Genomic DNA, 14,062 nt, shown 5'->3' with positions numbered 1-14,062 from the left:
GGGGCTCGCCGGGTCGCGGTGGGGCTCAGAGTCGCCGTACGAACGCCACCCGGTCCTGCCCCGGACCGTCGTAGTCGGCGTGCACAGGGACCCCGTCGATCTCGTGATCGCCGGGCACGACCTCGAAGCCCAGGGCGCGGTGGAAGGCGATCGAACCCCGGTTCTGCGGCGACGTGATCGCACGGACCGAGGTTCGCCCGGCGCCCGCCGCGCGCTCGAAGAAGGCGGTGTACAGACGCCGCGCGACGCCCTGACCACGGAGGTCTGGATCCACGCCGACGAAATGGATGTACGACTCCGCGGGCAGGTCGGCGGAATCGAATCCCACGAGGAAGGCCCGGACCCCGGACGCGTCCTCGAGGACCAGGCTCGTGCCTGCGAAGTGCTGCAGGAACAGGCGGGGCAGCAGGAGCGAGAGCTCGCGCGACTGTTCGGGCGATCGCGAATCGCCCCACCAGCGCTGCACGCACCGCACCAGGGCGCCGTGGTCGCCGGTCCTCGCTCGCCGGAGCTGCTGCACGTCCCTCTCCCGGGTGTCGACGGTGCCGGACCGGGCGGCCCGGCACCATCGACACTACGAGGCCTACGCGCCGGGGGCGAACTCCTCCAGCATCTCGGTCACCAGCGCCGCGATGGGCGAGCGCTCGGACCGGGTGAGCGTCACGTGCGCGAACAGCGGGTGGCCCTTGAGCTTCTCGATGACCGCGGCCACGCCGTCGTGCCGGCCGACGCGCAGGTTGTCGCGCTGCGCGACGTCGTGCGTGAGCACGACCCGCGAACCGGAGCCGAGGCGCGAGAGCACCGTGAGCAGGACGTTGCGCTCCAGCGACTGCGCCTCGTCGACGATGACGAAGGAGTCGTGCAGGGAGCGGCCGCGGATGTGGGTGAGCGGAAGCACCTCGAGCATGCCGCGCGACATCACCTCGTCCATCACCTCGGGCGAGGCGAGACCGTCGAGGGTGTCGTAGACGGCCTGCGCCCACGGCCCCATCTTCTCGTTCTCGGAGCCCGGGAGGTAACCGAGGTCCTGACCGCCGACGGCGTACAGCGGCCGGAAGACGACGACCTTGCGCTGCGTCCGCTTCTCCAGCACCGCCTCGAGCCCGGCGCAGAGGGCCAGCGCCGACTTGCCGGTACCCGCCTTGCCACCGAGGGAGACGATGCCGACCGACTCGTCGAGCAGCAGGTCCAGCGCGACGCGCTGCTCGGCGCTGCGGCCGTGCAGCCCGAAGGCCTCGCGATCGCCGCGCACGAGTTGCACCTGCTTCTCCGCGGTGACCCGGCCCAGCGCGCTCGACGTGCCGCCCAGCAGCCGCACGCCCGTGTTGCACGGCAGGTCGCGCGCCGCGTCGTGGTCGACCACTCCGTTCGCGAACAGCGCATCGATCACCTCGCGGGGCACCTCGAGTTCCTCCATGCCGGTCCACCCGGAGGTCACCACGTCCTGGGCGCGGTACTCGTCGGCGTCGAGCCCCACGGCACCCGCCTTGACCCGCAGCGGGATGTCCTTCGACACCAGGACCACATCGCGGCCCTCGGCGCGCAGGTTCAGCGCGCAGGCGAGGATGCGGGAGTCGTTGGTCTCCGTCCGGAAACCGACCGGCAGCACCGTCGGATCGATGTGGTTGAGCTCCACCTGGACCGTGCCCCCGCCCGGGGTGGGGATCGGCTGGTCGAGTCGGCCGTGCTCGAGTCGCAGGTCGTCGAGCATGCGCAGGGACTCGCGGGCGAACCAGCCGAGTTCGGCGTGGTGGCGCTTGCCCTCGAGTTCGCTGATCACCACGAGCGGGAGCACGACGTCGTGCTCGGCGAAGCGGGTGATGGCCCAGGGATCGGACAGCAGGACGGAGGTGTCGAGCACGTACGTGCGGGGGGTCTCACGGAAAGACACGGTGACGCTCCTAGCCTGCGCGGCGCCCACGCAAGCGTGTAGCTGCGGCCGGCCGGTCCAAACGTCTCGGTGCGCGGTCTACGCCCCGACGACGAGGACCGGGGCCGGCCCTCTCGCGACGATGAGTCTAGTCACGGTTGGAACCTCCCGGGACGAACTGCTTCCCCGCAATCCGTCACCGCCAAACTAACGCCGAACGCGCCGCGCGGCTCGGAGGCTGCGCGGCGCGTTCGTGAACACTTCGTTACGGGCGGGGAACCCGTCGTTACAGGGCCAGACCCCAGGTCGCGAGCAGGCCGTTGAGGATCTCGCGATCACGCTCGGGCGAGCTGATGCCGGCCTCGGTGACGATCCGGCGGGCCTCGTCGAGCCCGTCCGCGGTCTCGGCGCCGATGGGCGAGGCGAGACGCGCCTGCCCGAGGAGGGCGTCCTTGACATGGCCCTCGTTGACATCGAGGGCGACGGTGAGCAGCTCGGTCCAGTACTGCTGCTGCACGCGGTCGTCGTTCGCGACCTTGCGCAGCGTGGTGACGAGACCGGCGGGCGTGCCCTCGGCCTTCTCGGCGTAGTCGGCGAGGCGGTCGAAGTAGTCCGCGGAGAGCGCCTCGTGGACGATCACCATGGCGATCTGCTCGGCCACGTGGATCTCGTCGCGGGTGCCCTCGTACTGCCGGTAGCCGCGGGTGACGGCCTCGAGGCGCCACATCTCCAGCTGCTCGACGTCGCAGGTGCGGCTGACCACGACGTGGTCGCGCAGCGCGATGCCGTGGCGGTTCTCCTCGGCGGTCCAGTGGCCGACGAACTTGCCCCAGTCCGAATCGATGAGGTGGTGCTGCGCCAGCAGGCGGTGGAAGGACGGCAGGTGGTCCTTGGTCAACAGACCCAGGACGAGTCCGTTGCTCACCACGGCGTCGACCTTGACGTCGGCGGGGACGAAGTCCTCGCCGCCGAGGAAGGCGTAGTTGCGGCCGTCGTCCCACGGGATGTAGTCGTGCGGCTGCCAGGCGTCGCCGGCCTCGACGTACGCGGCGCGGATGTCCGGCAGCGCCTTGTCGATGGCGAGCGTCAGGTCGTCCTCTGAAGTGCTGGAAGTCACCCGGACACTCTAAAGCAGGCGCTGCCCGGCCTTCAAACCACGGTGACGAGGCCCCCGCGATGGCGTCAGCGCGAGAGCAGGCCCCAGTCCTCGAGGCCCTCGTACAGCGGCACCTCGAGTGCGAGCGCCGAGACCCGGGCGCGCAGCGCGGCGGTGTCGGCGGCCTTGCCCTGGGCGAGCGCGGTACCGATGATGTCGGCGACCTCGGTGAACTCCTTGTCGCCGAAGCCGCGGCTGGCGAGCGCGGCGGTCCCGATGCGCAGGCCGGAGGTGACCATCGGCGGGCGCGGGTCGAAGGGCACGGCGTTGCGGTTGACGGTGATGCCGACCTCGTGGAGGAGGTCCTCGGCCTGCTGGCCGTCGAGGTCGCTGTTGCGCAGGTCGACGAGGACCAGGTGCACATCGGTGCCGCCGGTCAGCACGGTGACGCCGGCGTCGGCCACGTCCTTGCCGTTCAGGCGCTCGGCGAGGATGCGCGCACCGTCGAGGGTGCGCTGCTGCTTCTCGCGGAACTCCTCCGTGCCCGCGACCTTGAGCGCGACGGCCTTGGCGGCGATGACGTGCATGAGCGGGCCGCCCTGCTGGCCGGGGAAGACGGCGGAGTTGAGCTTCTTGGCCCATTCCTGCTTCGCCAGGATGATGCCGGAGCGGGGGCCGCCGAGGGTCTTGTGCACGGTGCTCGACACGACGTCGGCGTGCGGGACGGGGCTCGGGTGCAGGCCCGCGGCGACGAGACCGGCGAAGTGCGCCATGTCGACCCACAGGTGGGCGCCCACCTCGTCGGCGATGGAGCGGAAGGCGGCGAAGTCGAGGTGGCGCGGGTAGGCGGACCAGCCGGCGACGATCACCTTCGGCTTGGAGTCGAGGGCGATCTTGCGCACCTCGTCCATGTCGACGCGGTGGTCCTCCTTGGAGACGCCGTAGAAGACGTTCTCGTAGAGCTTGCCCGAGAAGTTCAGGCGCATGCCGTGCGTGAGGTGACCGCCGTGCGCGAGGTCGAGGCCCATCAGCGTCTCGCCCGGCTCCATCAGCGCCTGCAGCACCGCGGCGTTGGCCTGCGCGCCGGAGTGCGGCTGGACGTTGGCGAAATCGGCGCCGAACAGCTCCTTGGCCCGGTTGCGCGCGAGGTCCTCGACCACGTCGACGTACTCGCAGCCGCCGTAGTAGCGGCGCCCCGGGTAGCCCTCGGCGTACTTGTTGGTGAGCACGGAGCCCTGCGCCTGCAGCACCGCGCGCGGCACGAAGTTCTCCGAGGCGATCATCTCCAGCGTGTCGCGCTGCCGCGCGAGCTCGCCGTTCATGGCGGCCGCGACCTCGGGATCGAGTTCGGCCAGGGACGCGGAGTTCACGCTGGAATCGCTCATGCGCTCATCCTAGGCCGCGAGCTCCCGCCGCAGCGCAGACGGGGTGAGGGGCTCGTCGAGCAGCCGTCCGAACCGGTCCAGTCGCGCGGGACCCGCGTCGGCCCGATCGAGCCAATCGCCGAGCAGCGCGTACCCCTCGACGTAGGTGGAGATGTACGCACGCCACAGCGGCGAGCCGACGAAACGGAGCGCCTGCCGCGCGCTGCGCTCGGCCATGAGGCCCCAGCGCTGCAGGTACGCGGCCACATCGTCCTCGCTCGCGTGCCGGTCGTGCAGCAGCAGCGCCGCGTCCTGCCGCACGTGCAGCAGGCCCGACGAGGCCGCCGCCATCCGCTCCGCGAGCTCACCGTCGAAGGACAGGCCGAGGTCGGCGTAGATCTCCTGCGCCCAGCGGCCCCAGCCGGGACCGATCGCGGCGCCGAGCGCGTGGTCGGCCAGGCCCTCCGCCATGAGGCATTGCGGCGTGTTCACCAGGAAGATCGTCTGTTCGGTTTGCTGCTCGCCCCGGACCAGCAACTGCTCCTTGCGGCAGTGCTCGGTGTGGTGGCCGGGATAGGCCTCATGCGCGATGAGCGACGGCAGCGAGGACAGGTACTGGGGCAGGTCGCCGTTCACCGCGACCCGCGAGGTGTAGTCGCCCAGGTAGTAGTTGAAGCCCGACCAGGGCTTGTCGTGCTCGATCTCGAAGGCCACCGTCTCCGCATCGGGCAGCGGGTACCGCCCGCGGACGACGTCGCGCAGGGCCCCGGCGAGGGCGTCGACGACCTCCGGCACCCGCTCCGCGGGGACCTGGAACCTCTCGCGCTGCGCCTGCATGCGGGGCTGCAACGGGCCGGAGCCGGGCAGGAGCTCGTCGAGCGCGGCGTGCGCCGCCTCGTAGTCGGCGGTCTCCCCCATCGCGATGTCCACGTCGAAGTAGGCCTTGACCTCGTCGACGAAACCGATCGGCGCACCGTCGAACTTCCGCGCGGAGCACTCGAGCGCCGCGACGTGCCCCGCGAGGAACTCGCGCCGCTGCGGCGTGAGCCCGGTATCGGCCTCGACGTCCCGCAGCAGGGCGCGCGCCTCGGCGGCGAGCCGGGCCGGGTCCGGCGCGTCCTCGGCCTCCACGGCCCGACGGTGCGCGGGGTCCCCGAAGTACGCGTCCACGAATCCGGATTCGATGCGGTCGAACCGCAGGCCGAGTCGCAGGTAACGGTCGGTGACGCTCGTCTCCTCCATGCGTGCCAGACTAGAGGGCATGTCTGACGCGGGGTGCCTCGTCCGGTGAGCGAACCGAGCCCGTACATCGAGCTCGACCGCGCTCAATGGCGCGAGCTCCGGCAGTCCACTCCCCTGTCCCTGACCGAGGAGGATCTGTCCGACCTCCGCGGCCTGGGTGAGCAGATCGACCTGGCCGAGGTCGCCGAGGTCTACCTTCCCGTTTCGCGTCTGATCCACCTCCAGGTCGCTGCGCGGCAGCGCCTGTACGCGGCGACCGCGACCTTCCTCGGCGAGCAGCGCCACGACGCGCAGGTGCCGTTCGTGATCGGCGTGGCCGGCTCGGTGGCGGTCGGAAAGTCGACGACGGCGCGCGTGCTGCAAGCGCTGCTCGCGCGGTGGGACTCGCACCCGCGGGTGGACCTGGTGACCACGGACGGTTTCCTGCACCCGACGGCCGAGCTGGAGCGACGGGGCATCATGCACCGCAAGGGCTTCCCCGAGTCGTACGACCGCCGCGCGCTGCTGCGCTTCGTGACCACGGTGAAATCGGGGGCCGAGGACGCGACCGCGCCGATGTACTCGCACCAGCTCTACGACATCGTGCCGGGCGAGTTCATCCACGTCCGCCGGCCCGACATCCTCATCGTCGAGGGGCTCAACGTGCTGCAGACCGGGCCGCGGCTCATGGTCTCGGACCTGTTCGACTTCTCGGTGTACGTGGATGCGCGGATCGAGGACATCGAGCGCTGGTACGTCGACCGATTCCTGTCGATGCGGACCACCTCGTTCGCGGACCCGGCCTCGCACTTCCACCACTACGCTGGGCTCTCCGACGTCGAGGCGCGCGATCGCGCCGAGGGCATCTGGGCCGGCATCAACCGCCCCAACCTGGTGCAGAACATCCTGCCCACCCGCCCGCGCGCGACGCTGGTGCTGCGCAAGGACTCCGACCACTCGATCAACCGGGTCCGGCTGCGCAAGCTCTGACGGTCCGCTCCCGGCCGCGCTCGGCCCGGCCTACGATCTGTTCCCATGACGCGCCCCGGAGCCTCGCTGCCCGAACTCCTCCTGCAGGCCGGCGCGCGCACGGACGTCGACGACGCCGACGCGCACGTCTACCGGGCAGCGCTGCGCGTGCTCAGCCGCGGGGGCACCCGTCGCACGACGGTGGAGAAGATCGCCGCGGAGGCGGGGATGAGCCGGATGACCCTGTTCCGCAGGTTCGGTTCCAAGGACGACATCCTTGCCGCCGCGCTGGCCTGGTCACTTCTCGACCTCTTCGAGCAGACCATGGAGGTCATCGAGCGCACCCAGGACGTCGCGGAGCGCGTTCAGGAGGTCTTCGTGTTGTGCTGCCGCGCGGGTCGCGCGATGCTCCCATCGTCCTCACCCGAAGAACGCGCCGCACTGTTCGCCGACGACCGGCTCGATCCCGTGGGACACGGCGTGCGATTCGTCTCCGCGATCCTCTCCCAGGAGCAGACTGCGGGGAACACCGCTCCCGGCGATACCGCATTCAGGGCCGACGCGATCGTCCGCCTGACGACGGCGTGCTTCACCGTTTCACCGCCGCCGTTCGATCTCACCGACGAAGGCGCCGCCCGTGCCTACGCCCGAGCGGCATTGGTCTCGATCGTCTCCTGATCGGGCTCGACGGCACCGGCGATGATGTCGTCCAGGAGCGTCCGAGATCGGACGAGGTCGGTGATGGCACCGTCGATCCGCTTGCGTTCCGCGATGAGCTGTTCCGCGAGTTCTGCGGTGGCACGTTCGTTGGGGTCCCCCTCCGGAGCGCGCATGCAAGGAAGCAACCGTGCGATCCTCGGGCTGTGCAGCCCCGCGGCGAACAGTTGCTGTACGAGGATCACCCGGTCGACCGCCTCCTCCGGGTAGTCGCGATGGCCGCCGGCCGTACGGTCCGGCGCCAGTAGTCCCTGTTCCTCGTAGTACCGCAGGGACCGGACACTGACACCTGTCCGCCGGGAGAGTTCACCGATCTTCACCCTGCGCTCCTTGAATCTCACACCACTGTGAGGTCCTACGGTACGTCGGCCACCCCGCCACCAACCGATGGGATCCCTCATGACCTCGACCGTCACGCTCGGCGACGGCACGCGCCTCCAGTACCACCTCGACGGACCGGAGGGCGCCCCAGTACTGGTCCTGTCGAACTCGATCGCCACGACATCAGCGATGTGGGACCCGACGGTGCCCATGCTGACCGACGACCTCCGTGTGCTGCGGTACGACACCCGCGGGCACGGCGGGTCCGACGCACCGGTCGGCGCCTACTCCATGGCGCGACTCGGCAGGGATGTCGTCGAGCTGCTGGACCTGCTGAGCATCGACCACGCACACTTCTGCGGACTTTCCCTCGGAGGCATGGTCGGCCAGTGGCTCGCAGTGCACGAACCTCACCGCGTCGGCCGTCTGATTCTCGCAAACACTGCGGCTCACCTGGGCCCCTCGAATCAGTGGGACGCCCGCATCGCGAGCCTGCTCTCCGGCGAGGAGCTATCAGACACCGCCGATCGGTTTCTGCGGAACTGGTTCCCCGCGCAACTGCTCACCGACGAGCGGACTGTCGGACCGTTCCGCACCACGATCACGCGCATGAACCGGGCGGGCCTCGCAGGCTGTCTAGCAGCCGTCCGCGACTTCGACATGCGGCGCACAGTCTCGCTGGTCGCCGCCCCGACACTCGTCGTCGTCGGCGAGCACGACGCCGTGTGCCTGCCAGAGCACGGGGAACTCATCGCCCGCACGGTGCCGAGCGCGCAGATGATCACATTGCCCGTCACCCACTTGTCGAACGTCGAGGCGCCGCAGGCCTTCACCGCCGCAGCGCGGCAGTTCCTGCTGTCGTAGTCGCACTCAGCCGAACGGGCACCGCGCGGCGGGCGCCTGAGCGAGCTGTTCCGGCGTGCGCTCGCGCTGGAAGGCCGTGAAGTCCGGCAGGTCGCGCTGCTTCATGGCGCGCAGCGCCCGGGCCTTGCCGCGGGCGTAGTAGGCGAGCGGGGTGTAGCCCACGCGCTCGGGGATCACCTTGTAGGCGTGGCGGATCGCCGCAGTGGCCGCGCGGTAGCCCAGCTCCTCGCGACGGCTCCATCCCACGCCGAGGATCTCGCGGACCTCGGGCCGCAGCACCCCGACGGTGAGCAGGTAGACGGCGCGGTTGACCGTGATCCCGGCGGGCTTGAGCAGCGGCTCGACGGCGCGCAGGAACGGCCCCGCCTCGGGCGGCAGCGGCGGATTGCCGTGCGCGAAATCCTCGAGGAATCGCACCGCGCCGGGGTGCGCGATCAGCTTCGGCAGCATGTCGTCGATGTACCGCTCGAACGCGGCGAGCTCCCACGGGATCCGCCCGTCGGGCACCTGGACGATGTCGGCGATCTTCTTGGACTCGGCGAGCAACTCGTCGATCTCCGCCGGGGTGAGGCGCCGGCCCAGCGAACGCGGCAGCGAGTCGAGTCCGGTCAGAACGCCGGTGCCGATCACCCAGGCGTAGGCCTCGGGGTCCAGGGCGCTGATGTGCTTACCCTCCGCATTGCGCATCTGGAGCGGCTGGTGCTGGGCGCGCAGCCGATAGCCCTCCTCGATCGCAGCATCCTCACCGAAGTACCAGCGCTGCACCGAGTCCATCGAGCGGATCGCCCGGCCCACCGGGTCGGTGTAGGCGACGCTGAACTCTCCGACGATGTCGCCGATCACGGGATGCATGAGCTGCATGACGAACGCGGCGCCGTTGATGGGGAGGAAGGCCCACTGTCCCGCGACGGTGCCACCGATCCCGAGTGGATCGATGAATCGTGATTCGGGGCCGTACCGCTCCGGTACCGCCACCGTCGACGTGCGCTCTGCGAGTTCCGTCATCCCAACCTCCCTGATACGACTATTAGTCGAATCGTATCAACGTGTGGCGCGCATCACCAGGGTTCGGTGATAGAAATTCTGCGATCGCCCCTCACACGGTCGATGCGCGCAGGTGGGTGGCGGAATCAGGCTCCGAAACGACGGTGCCGGGCGGCGTAGTCGCGCAGCGCGCGCAGGAAGTCGACGCGGCGGAACTCGGGCCAGTAGGCCTCGGTGAACCAGATCTCGCTGTAGGCGCTCTGCCAGAGCAGGAAGCCGGAGAGCCGCTGCTCCCCCGACGTGCGGATGACGAGGTCGGGATCGGGCTGCCCCTTGGTGTACAGGTGCTGGTCGATCCCCTCGACGGTGACCGCGTCCACGAGCTCCTGCCCCGACATCCCGTCGGCGAGTTCGGTGCGCAACAGCGATTGCACGGCGTCGACGATCTCCTTGCGGCCCCCGTACCCGACGGCCACGTTGACGTGCGTGCCCGTGCGTCCCTCGGTGCCCTCGGCGGCGGCGGTGAGCCGGCGCGCGGCGTCGGGCGGCAGCAGGTCCATCGCGCCGACGATCTTCACCGACCAGTTCTTGTCCGGCCCGGAGATCTCCTCGACCACATCGGTGATGATCTCCAGGAGCGCCGCCAGCTCGTCCGGGTCGCGCTGCAGGTTCTCCGTCGAGAGCAGGTAGATGGTGGCGAGCTCGATGCCGGCCTCGTCGCACCACTCGAGCATCTCGGCGATCTTCTTCGCGCCCATGCGGTAGCCGTGGCTGACGTCGCTGAACCCGGCGGCCCGGGCCCACCGTCGATTGCCGTCGCAGAGCACCGCCACGTGCCGCGGCCGCTGCGCACCGTCGCGATAGGCAGCGGTGAGCTCACCCACCAGCCTCCGCTCGTAGAGCGCGTAGGCCGGCGAGAATAGCTTCCGGGCCGGCCCGGTCGGCAGCGACACGGGTAGTTTGGGGGCACTCACCACGGCAGCAACACTACGCCGCGCGACCTGTGCTCCCGCTGAGGTTCACCCGTGCGCTGCGTAGATCGCGGCGGCGAGCTCCGTACGCAGGGCTTGGAACTCGGGCGTACCGGTCACCGACGGGTCGCGCACCGTGTCGGGTCCGTCCCCCGGCAGCTTCACCTCGCGGTCGATCACTACGCGGCCGGGCCGGGCGCTCATCACGAGCACCCGCGTCGAGAGGAAGACCGCCTCCTCGACCGAGTGCGTGATGAAGACGATCGTCTTGCCCGCCTCCCTCCAGATCTTGAGGAGGTCGACCTGCAACCGCTCTCGGGTCAGGGCGTCCAGCGCGCCGTAGGGCTCGTCCATGAGCACGATCGCGGGGTCGTTCACCAGGACGCGGGCGATCTGCGCACGCTGCTGCATGCCGCCGGAGAGTTCGTACGGCCGCTTGTCCCCGAAGTCGCCGAGGCCCACGAGGTCGAGCAGCTTCTGCGCCTGCTCGCGCCGTTCGTTCTTGCCCACCCCGCTCACCTTGGGGCCGAACTCCACGTTGCCCCGCACCGTCAACCAGGGATACAGGGTGGGGGCCTGGAAGACCACGCCCCGGTCGGCCGACGGTGCCGTGACCCGCGCGCCGCCCACCTCGACGATCCCCTCGCTCGGCTCCTCGAAGCCGGCGATGAGTCGGAGCAGCGTCGTCTTACCGCACCCCGAGGGCCCGACGATGGAGACGAACTCGCCCGGCTCGATCGTCAGGTCGGTGGGCTGCAGTGCGACGGTCTGCCCGCTCGCCGTGTCGTACGTCTTGCCGAGCCCCGTCAGCTCGACGCGTTCCGTGCCGCTCATCCTGCCGCTCCCTGTGCTCCAGCGGCGTAGACGCCGTCCGTGTAGTGCTGCGCCGGGCCCACGCCCTGGACCTGTCCCTGCTGGAGCAGGAACTCGGCGGTCCGGCGGATGTCGGCGCCGAGCTGTCCGCCGAGGTGATCGGGGCCAGCCTGGGTCTTCGCGTCGAAGTACGCGTAGCCCTTGATCTGGGTGAGCACCTGGTCCACCGGGACGCCGAGCTGGCCGGCGATGTGCTCGGCGGCCTTGTTCGGATCGGTGTTGAGCAGATTCGCGGCCCACCCCTGCGCGGCGCTCCAGACCTTGAGGAAGGCCGGGTTGTCGCGCACGAAGTCGCTGCGCGCGCCCTCGAGGTCGTAGGTGGGTGCACCCTGTTCGGCGACCTTCGCGCTGTCGGTGAGCACCGTCCCCTTGAGCTGGCTCAGGGTGGGCTCCCAGATGTAGGTGGCGTCGATCTGCCCGCCGTTCCAGGCTCCGCGGATGGCGTCGGGGGCGAGGTTGATGACCTGCGCGTCGGTGACGCCGGCCTTCTCCAGGGCGGTGAGCAGGCTGTAGTGCGCGGTGGACGCGAAGGGCACGGCGATCCGCTTGCCCCTGAGGTCGGCGACGGTCTTGATCCCGTCGCCGCGGGCGACGAGCGACTCGGCGGCGCCGATCCGGTCCTGGACCCAGATCACCTTCATGTCGATGTTGAGCGGGGCGCTCAGCGCCTTGGCGGCGGGCGCGCTGCCGAGCAGGCCCACGTCCAGGCTGTTGGCGCCGAAGGCCTGGATCACGTCGCCGCCCGAGGCGAACTTGCTCCACACGATGTTCACGTTGGGCAGGCAGGTCCGGAGCAGGCCGGTGTCCTTGACGACGAGGTCGCCGTTCGGGATCTCCTGCCAGCCGATCCGGACGGTGCCGCGGACCGTCGGGTCCGGGTCGACGGGGCACGCCGTCGTGCCGCCGATGGAGCGGGACTGCTCGGCCCGGCCGGATTCGACGATGCAGCCGGACAGCGTGAGGCCGACGGCGCCCACGGCGAGCGCGGTGCGCGCCAGGCGCGTGAGGCGGTTCATGCCTTCCCCTTCCACGGGACGGCCAGCAGACCGATCCACTTGATGAGCGAGTCCAGGAGCAACGCGGTGACACCGATGACGATGATGCAGGCGATGGTGAGCGGGGTGTTGAGCTGCTGGCCGGCGAGGTAGGCGAGGCCGCCGACGCCGGGGATGCCGTTGTTGAGCTCCGCCGCGACGACGGTGGTCCAGGCGAAGCCGACGGCGATCCGGATGCCGTTGATGACCTCGGGCAGCGTGGCCGGGACGATCACGCCGCGGATGGTCTGCAGCCGGTTCGCGCCGAGCGCGCGGGCGGCGTTGATCTGGTCGACGCTCACGCCCTGCACGCCGTTCACGGTGGAGATCGCGATGGCCGGGAAGGCGGCGAGGAAGAGCAGCCAGATCTTGCTGGTGTCACCGATACCGAACCACACGATGAGGAGGCCGATGTAGCCCAGCGGCGGCAGCGCGCGCAGGAAGTTGAGGTAGGGCTCGATGATCGTGTTGATCGTCGTCGAGGTGCCCATCGCGAAGCCCAGCAGCGGCCCGACGATGATCGCCGCGCCGACGCCCGCGAAGATCCGCTGCAGGCTGGCGACGAGATGCTCCCACAGGAAGTAGTTCTGTTCGCCGAGCACTTCGCGCGGAACCCCCGGAGCCACCTGGTGCCACGTGCTGGCGCGCACGGCGGCGTCCCACACGGCCTTCGGCGTGGGCAGGAAGGTCTCGTCGATCAGCCGCAGCCCGCTCACCAGCCACCACACGGCGACGAAGGCGATCAGCGCGATGATGCGGACGAGCCACGACCTGACCGCCTGCGGCAGCGGTTCGATGACGGCGTTCTTCACCCTCAGAAGCGGGGGCTCTCCGGCCATGAATTCCTCTCCGGCGCCCCAGTGGGCACACGAACAGGAAACCTTGCCAGGCGGCGGTCCGCATCGGAACCGTTCGAATCGCGGTGATCGTTAGGTACGCGGACTCTGCGGGCGGCCGCCTGCCGAGGGGCGACCGAGGTGGCTCAGACGGTCCGCCGGTGCACGTTGCGAGCGGCCACCTGATCGCGGGGCATGATCTGAATCGTGTCGATGTTCACGTGCGGCGGCCGGGTGACGGTCCAGGTCACGGCGTCGGCGATGTCGTCGGCGGTGAGGTTGTCGACGCCGTCGTAGATCCTGTCGGCCGCGTCCTGATCGCCGCCGAGGCGGACGAGCGAGAACTCCGTCTCCACCATGCCGGGGTCGATCTCGATGACGCGGATCGGCTCGCCCTTGAGCTCGAGGCGCAACACGCGCGTCACCGCGCGGGCACCGAACTTCGCGGCGTTGTACCCCGCGCCGGTCTCGTAGGCCTCGATCGCGGCGACGGAGCCGATGGTCACGACACTGGCTGCGGGCGACGCCCGCAGCTTGGGCAGCAGTGCCTGGGTGACGCGCAGGATAGACAGCACGTTGATGTCGTACATCCGCGACCAGTCGGCCTCGTCCGCGGTCTCGATGCGGTCCACGCCCAGCGCACCGCCGGCGTTGTTGACCAGCACGTCAACCTTCTCGATGGCGTCGGCGAAGGCCCGCACCGAGGCGGCGTCGGAGACGTCGAGCGGCAGCGCAGTGACGATCCGCTCGGGGTGCTGGGCCTCGAGGTCGGCCTTCAGCGCCTCCAGCCGGTCCACGCGGCGGGCGCCGATGACCACGTCGAATCCGGCGCGCACCAGATGCCGCGCCGTGGCGGCCCCGATCCCGCTGCTCGCTCCGGTGACGACGGCGACTTCGGCCATGGTTGCTCCTGGTTTCTCGATCGGGACGGTGGGTCCTCAC

General features: G+C 70.0%; 15 protein-coding genes. 3 read left to right on the top strand and 12 right to left on the bottom strand.

Annotation, left to right across the window (positions count from 1 at the left end):
* Window positions 1–25 precede the first annotated feature (25 nt).
* From FK530_RS09520 to FK530_RS09500, 5 genes are all read right to left on the bottom strand, one after another.
* Window positions 26–520 (bottom strand): GNAT family N-acetyltransferase, encoded by a 495-nt coding sequence (locus FK530_RS09520; protein ID WP_146486779.1) that lies wholly within the window; start codon window positions 518–520, stop codon window positions 26–28.
* Between the two features lie 63 nt (window positions 521–583).
* Window positions 584–1,891 carry an RNA 5'-3' helicase PhoH2 gene (gene phoH2, locus FK530_RS09515; RefSeq protein ID WP_146486778.1) on the bottom strand — a complete coding sequence of 436 codons (1,308 nt, stop codon included), beginning with the start codon at window positions 1,889–1,891 and terminating at the stop codon, window positions 584–586.
* Between the two features lie 265 nt (window positions 1,892–2,156).
* Window positions 2,157–2,987 carry an acyl-ACP desaturase gene (locus FK530_RS09510; RefSeq protein ID WP_146486777.1) on the bottom strand — a complete coding sequence of 277 codons (831 nt, stop codon included), beginning with the start codon at window positions 2,985–2,987 and terminating at the stop codon, window positions 2,157–2,159.
* 65 nt (window positions 2,988–3,052) lie between these two features.
* A complete protein-coding gene (glyA, locus tag FK530_RS09505) occupies window positions 3,053–4,351 on the bottom strand; it encodes a serine hydroxymethyltransferase (RefSeq protein ID WP_146486776.1) in 1,299 nt (432 codons plus the stop codon).
* Window positions 4,352–4,360: 9 nt separating this feature from the next.
* Window positions 4,361–5,572: a DUF885 domain-containing protein gene (locus tag FK530_RS09500; RefSeq protein WP_146486775.1), complete on the bottom strand. Its 1,212-nt coding sequence runs from the start codon at window positions 5,570–5,572 to the stop codon at window positions 4,361–4,363.
* A gap of 33 nt (window positions 5,573–5,605) precedes the next feature.
* On the opposite strand from FK530_RS09500, the gene coaA reads away from it, so the two are divergent.
* Window positions 5,606–6,541 (top strand): type I pantothenate kinase, encoded by a 936-nt coding sequence (gene coaA, locus FK530_RS09495; protein ID WP_146486774.1) that lies wholly within the window; start codon window positions 5,606–5,608, stop codon window positions 6,539–6,541.
* Window positions 6,542–6,586: 45 nt separating this feature from the next.
* A complete protein-coding gene (locus FK530_RS09490; RefSeq protein WP_146486773.1) occupies window positions 6,587–7,198 on the top strand; it encodes a TetR/AcrR family transcriptional regulator in 612 nt (203 codons plus the stop codon).
* Here FK530_RS09490 and FK530_RS09485 read toward each other — a convergent pair.
* On the bottom strand, window positions 7,162–7,557 hold the full coding sequence (locus tag FK530_RS09485) for a MerR family transcriptional regulator (RefSeq protein WP_146486772.1): 396 nt from the start codon (window positions 7,555–7,557) through the stop codon (window positions 7,162–7,164). The genes FK530_RS09490 and FK530_RS09485 overlap by 37 nt on opposite strands.
* Before the next feature lie 79 nt (window positions 7,558–7,636).
* Between FK530_RS09485 and FK530_RS09480 the strand changes: the two genes are divergently transcribed.
* The gene (locus tag FK530_RS09480) at window positions 7,637–8,422 is read left to right on the top strand and encodes an alpha/beta fold hydrolase (protein ID WP_205124190.1); all 786 of its coding nucleotides are present in this window, start codon (window positions 7,637–7,639) and stop codon (window positions 8,420–8,422) included.
* 6 nt (window positions 8,423–8,428) lie between these two features.
* Here FK530_RS09480 and FK530_RS09475 read toward each other — a convergent pair whose 3' ends face one another.
* The 6 genes from FK530_RS09475 to FK530_RS09450 all read right to left on the bottom strand — a co-directional run bounded on the left by FK530_RS09475 (window position 8,429) and on the right by FK530_RS09450 (window position 14,022).
* Window positions 8,429–9,427 carry an oxygenase MpaB family protein gene (locus tag FK530_RS09475; protein ID WP_146486770.1) on the bottom strand — a complete coding sequence of 333 codons (999 nt, stop codon included), beginning with the start codon at window positions 9,425–9,427 and terminating at the stop codon, window positions 8,429–8,431.
* A gap of 125 nt (window positions 9,428–9,552) precedes the next feature.
* Window positions 9,553–10,353, bottom strand: a complete 801-nt coding sequence (locus FK530_RS09470) for an isoprenyl transferase (RefSeq protein ID WP_146486994.1) — start codon at window positions 10,351–10,353, stop codon at window positions 9,553–9,555.
* 72 nt (window positions 10,354–10,425) lie between these two features.
* The gene (locus FK530_RS09465; protein ID WP_146486769.1) at window positions 10,426–11,211 is read right to left on the bottom strand and encodes an ABC transporter ATP-binding protein; all 786 of its coding nucleotides are present in this window, start codon (window positions 11,209–11,211) and stop codon (window positions 10,426–10,428) included.
* Window positions 11,208–12,266 (bottom strand): taurine ABC transporter substrate-binding protein, encoded by a 1,059-nt coding sequence (locus FK530_RS09460; protein ID WP_146486768.1) that lies wholly within the window; start codon window positions 12,264–12,266, stop codon window positions 11,208–11,210. Before FK530_RS09460 ends, FK530_RS09465 begins: the two co-directional genes overlap by 4 nt.
* Window positions 12,263–13,123 carry an ABC transporter permease gene (locus FK530_RS09455; protein WP_146486767.1) on the bottom strand — a complete coding sequence of 287 codons (861 nt, stop codon included), beginning with the start codon at window positions 13,121–13,123 and terminating at the stop codon, window positions 12,263–12,265. The genes FK530_RS09460 and FK530_RS09455 overlap by 4 nt, the downstream gene beginning before the upstream one ends.
* 143 nt (window positions 13,124–13,266) lie before the next feature.
* Window positions 13,267–14,022, bottom strand: coding sequence for an SDR family NAD(P)-dependent oxidoreductase (locus tag FK530_RS09450; protein ID WP_146486766.1), 756 nt, complete (start codon window positions 14,020–14,022; stop codon window positions 13,267–13,269).
* Window positions 14,023–14,062: the final 40 nt, after the last annotated feature.

The sequence above is a fragment of the Tsukamurella conjunctivitidis genome (assembly GCF_007858475.1).
Classification (GTDB): domain Bacteria; phylum Actinomycetota; class Actinomycetes; order Mycobacteriales; family Mycobacteriaceae; genus Tsukamurella; species Tsukamurella conjunctivitidis.
Note: the sequence above shows the minus strand (reverse complement) of the source record. Positions and strands in the feature narration are given on the sequence as shown.

Excerpts from the sequence above, each read along its gene's own strand:
- glyA (WP_146486776.1), bottom strand. The coding sequence starts at position 4,351 with ATGAGCGATTCCAGCGTGAACTCCGCGTCCCTGGCCGAACTCGATCCC.
- FK530_RS09500 (WP_146486775.1), bottom strand. The coding sequence starts at position 5,572 with ATGGAGGAGACGAGCGTCACCGACCGTTACCTGCGACTCGGCCTGCGG.
- FK530_RS09490 (WP_146486773.1), top strand. The coding sequence starts at position 6,587 with ATGACGCGCCCCGGAGCCTCGCTGCCCGAACTCCTCCTGCAGGCCGGC.
- FK530_RS09480 (WP_205124190.1), top strand. The coding sequence starts at position 7,637 with ATGACCTCGACCGTCACGCTCGGCGACGGCACGCGCCTCCAGTACCAC.
- FK530_RS09475 (WP_146486770.1), bottom strand. The coding sequence starts at position 9,427 with ATGACGGAACTCGCAGAGCGCACGTCGACGGTGGCGGTACCGGAGCGG.
- FK530_RS09465 (WP_146486769.1), bottom strand. The coding sequence starts at position 11,211 with ATGAGCGGCACGGAACGCGTCGAGCTGACGGGGCTCGGCAAGACGTAC.
- FK530_RS09460 (WP_146486768.1), bottom strand. The coding sequence starts at position 12,266 with ATGAACCGCCTCACGCGCCTGGCGCGCACCGCGCTCGCCGTGGGCGCC.
- FK530_RS09455 (WP_146486767.1), bottom strand. The coding sequence starts at position 13,123 with ATGGCCGGAGAGCCCCCGCTTCTGAGGGTGAAGAACGCCGTCATCGAA.
- FK530_RS09450 (WP_146486766.1), bottom strand. The coding sequence starts at position 14,022 with ATGGCCGAAGTCGCCGTCGTCACCGGAGCGAGCAGCGGGATCGGGGCC.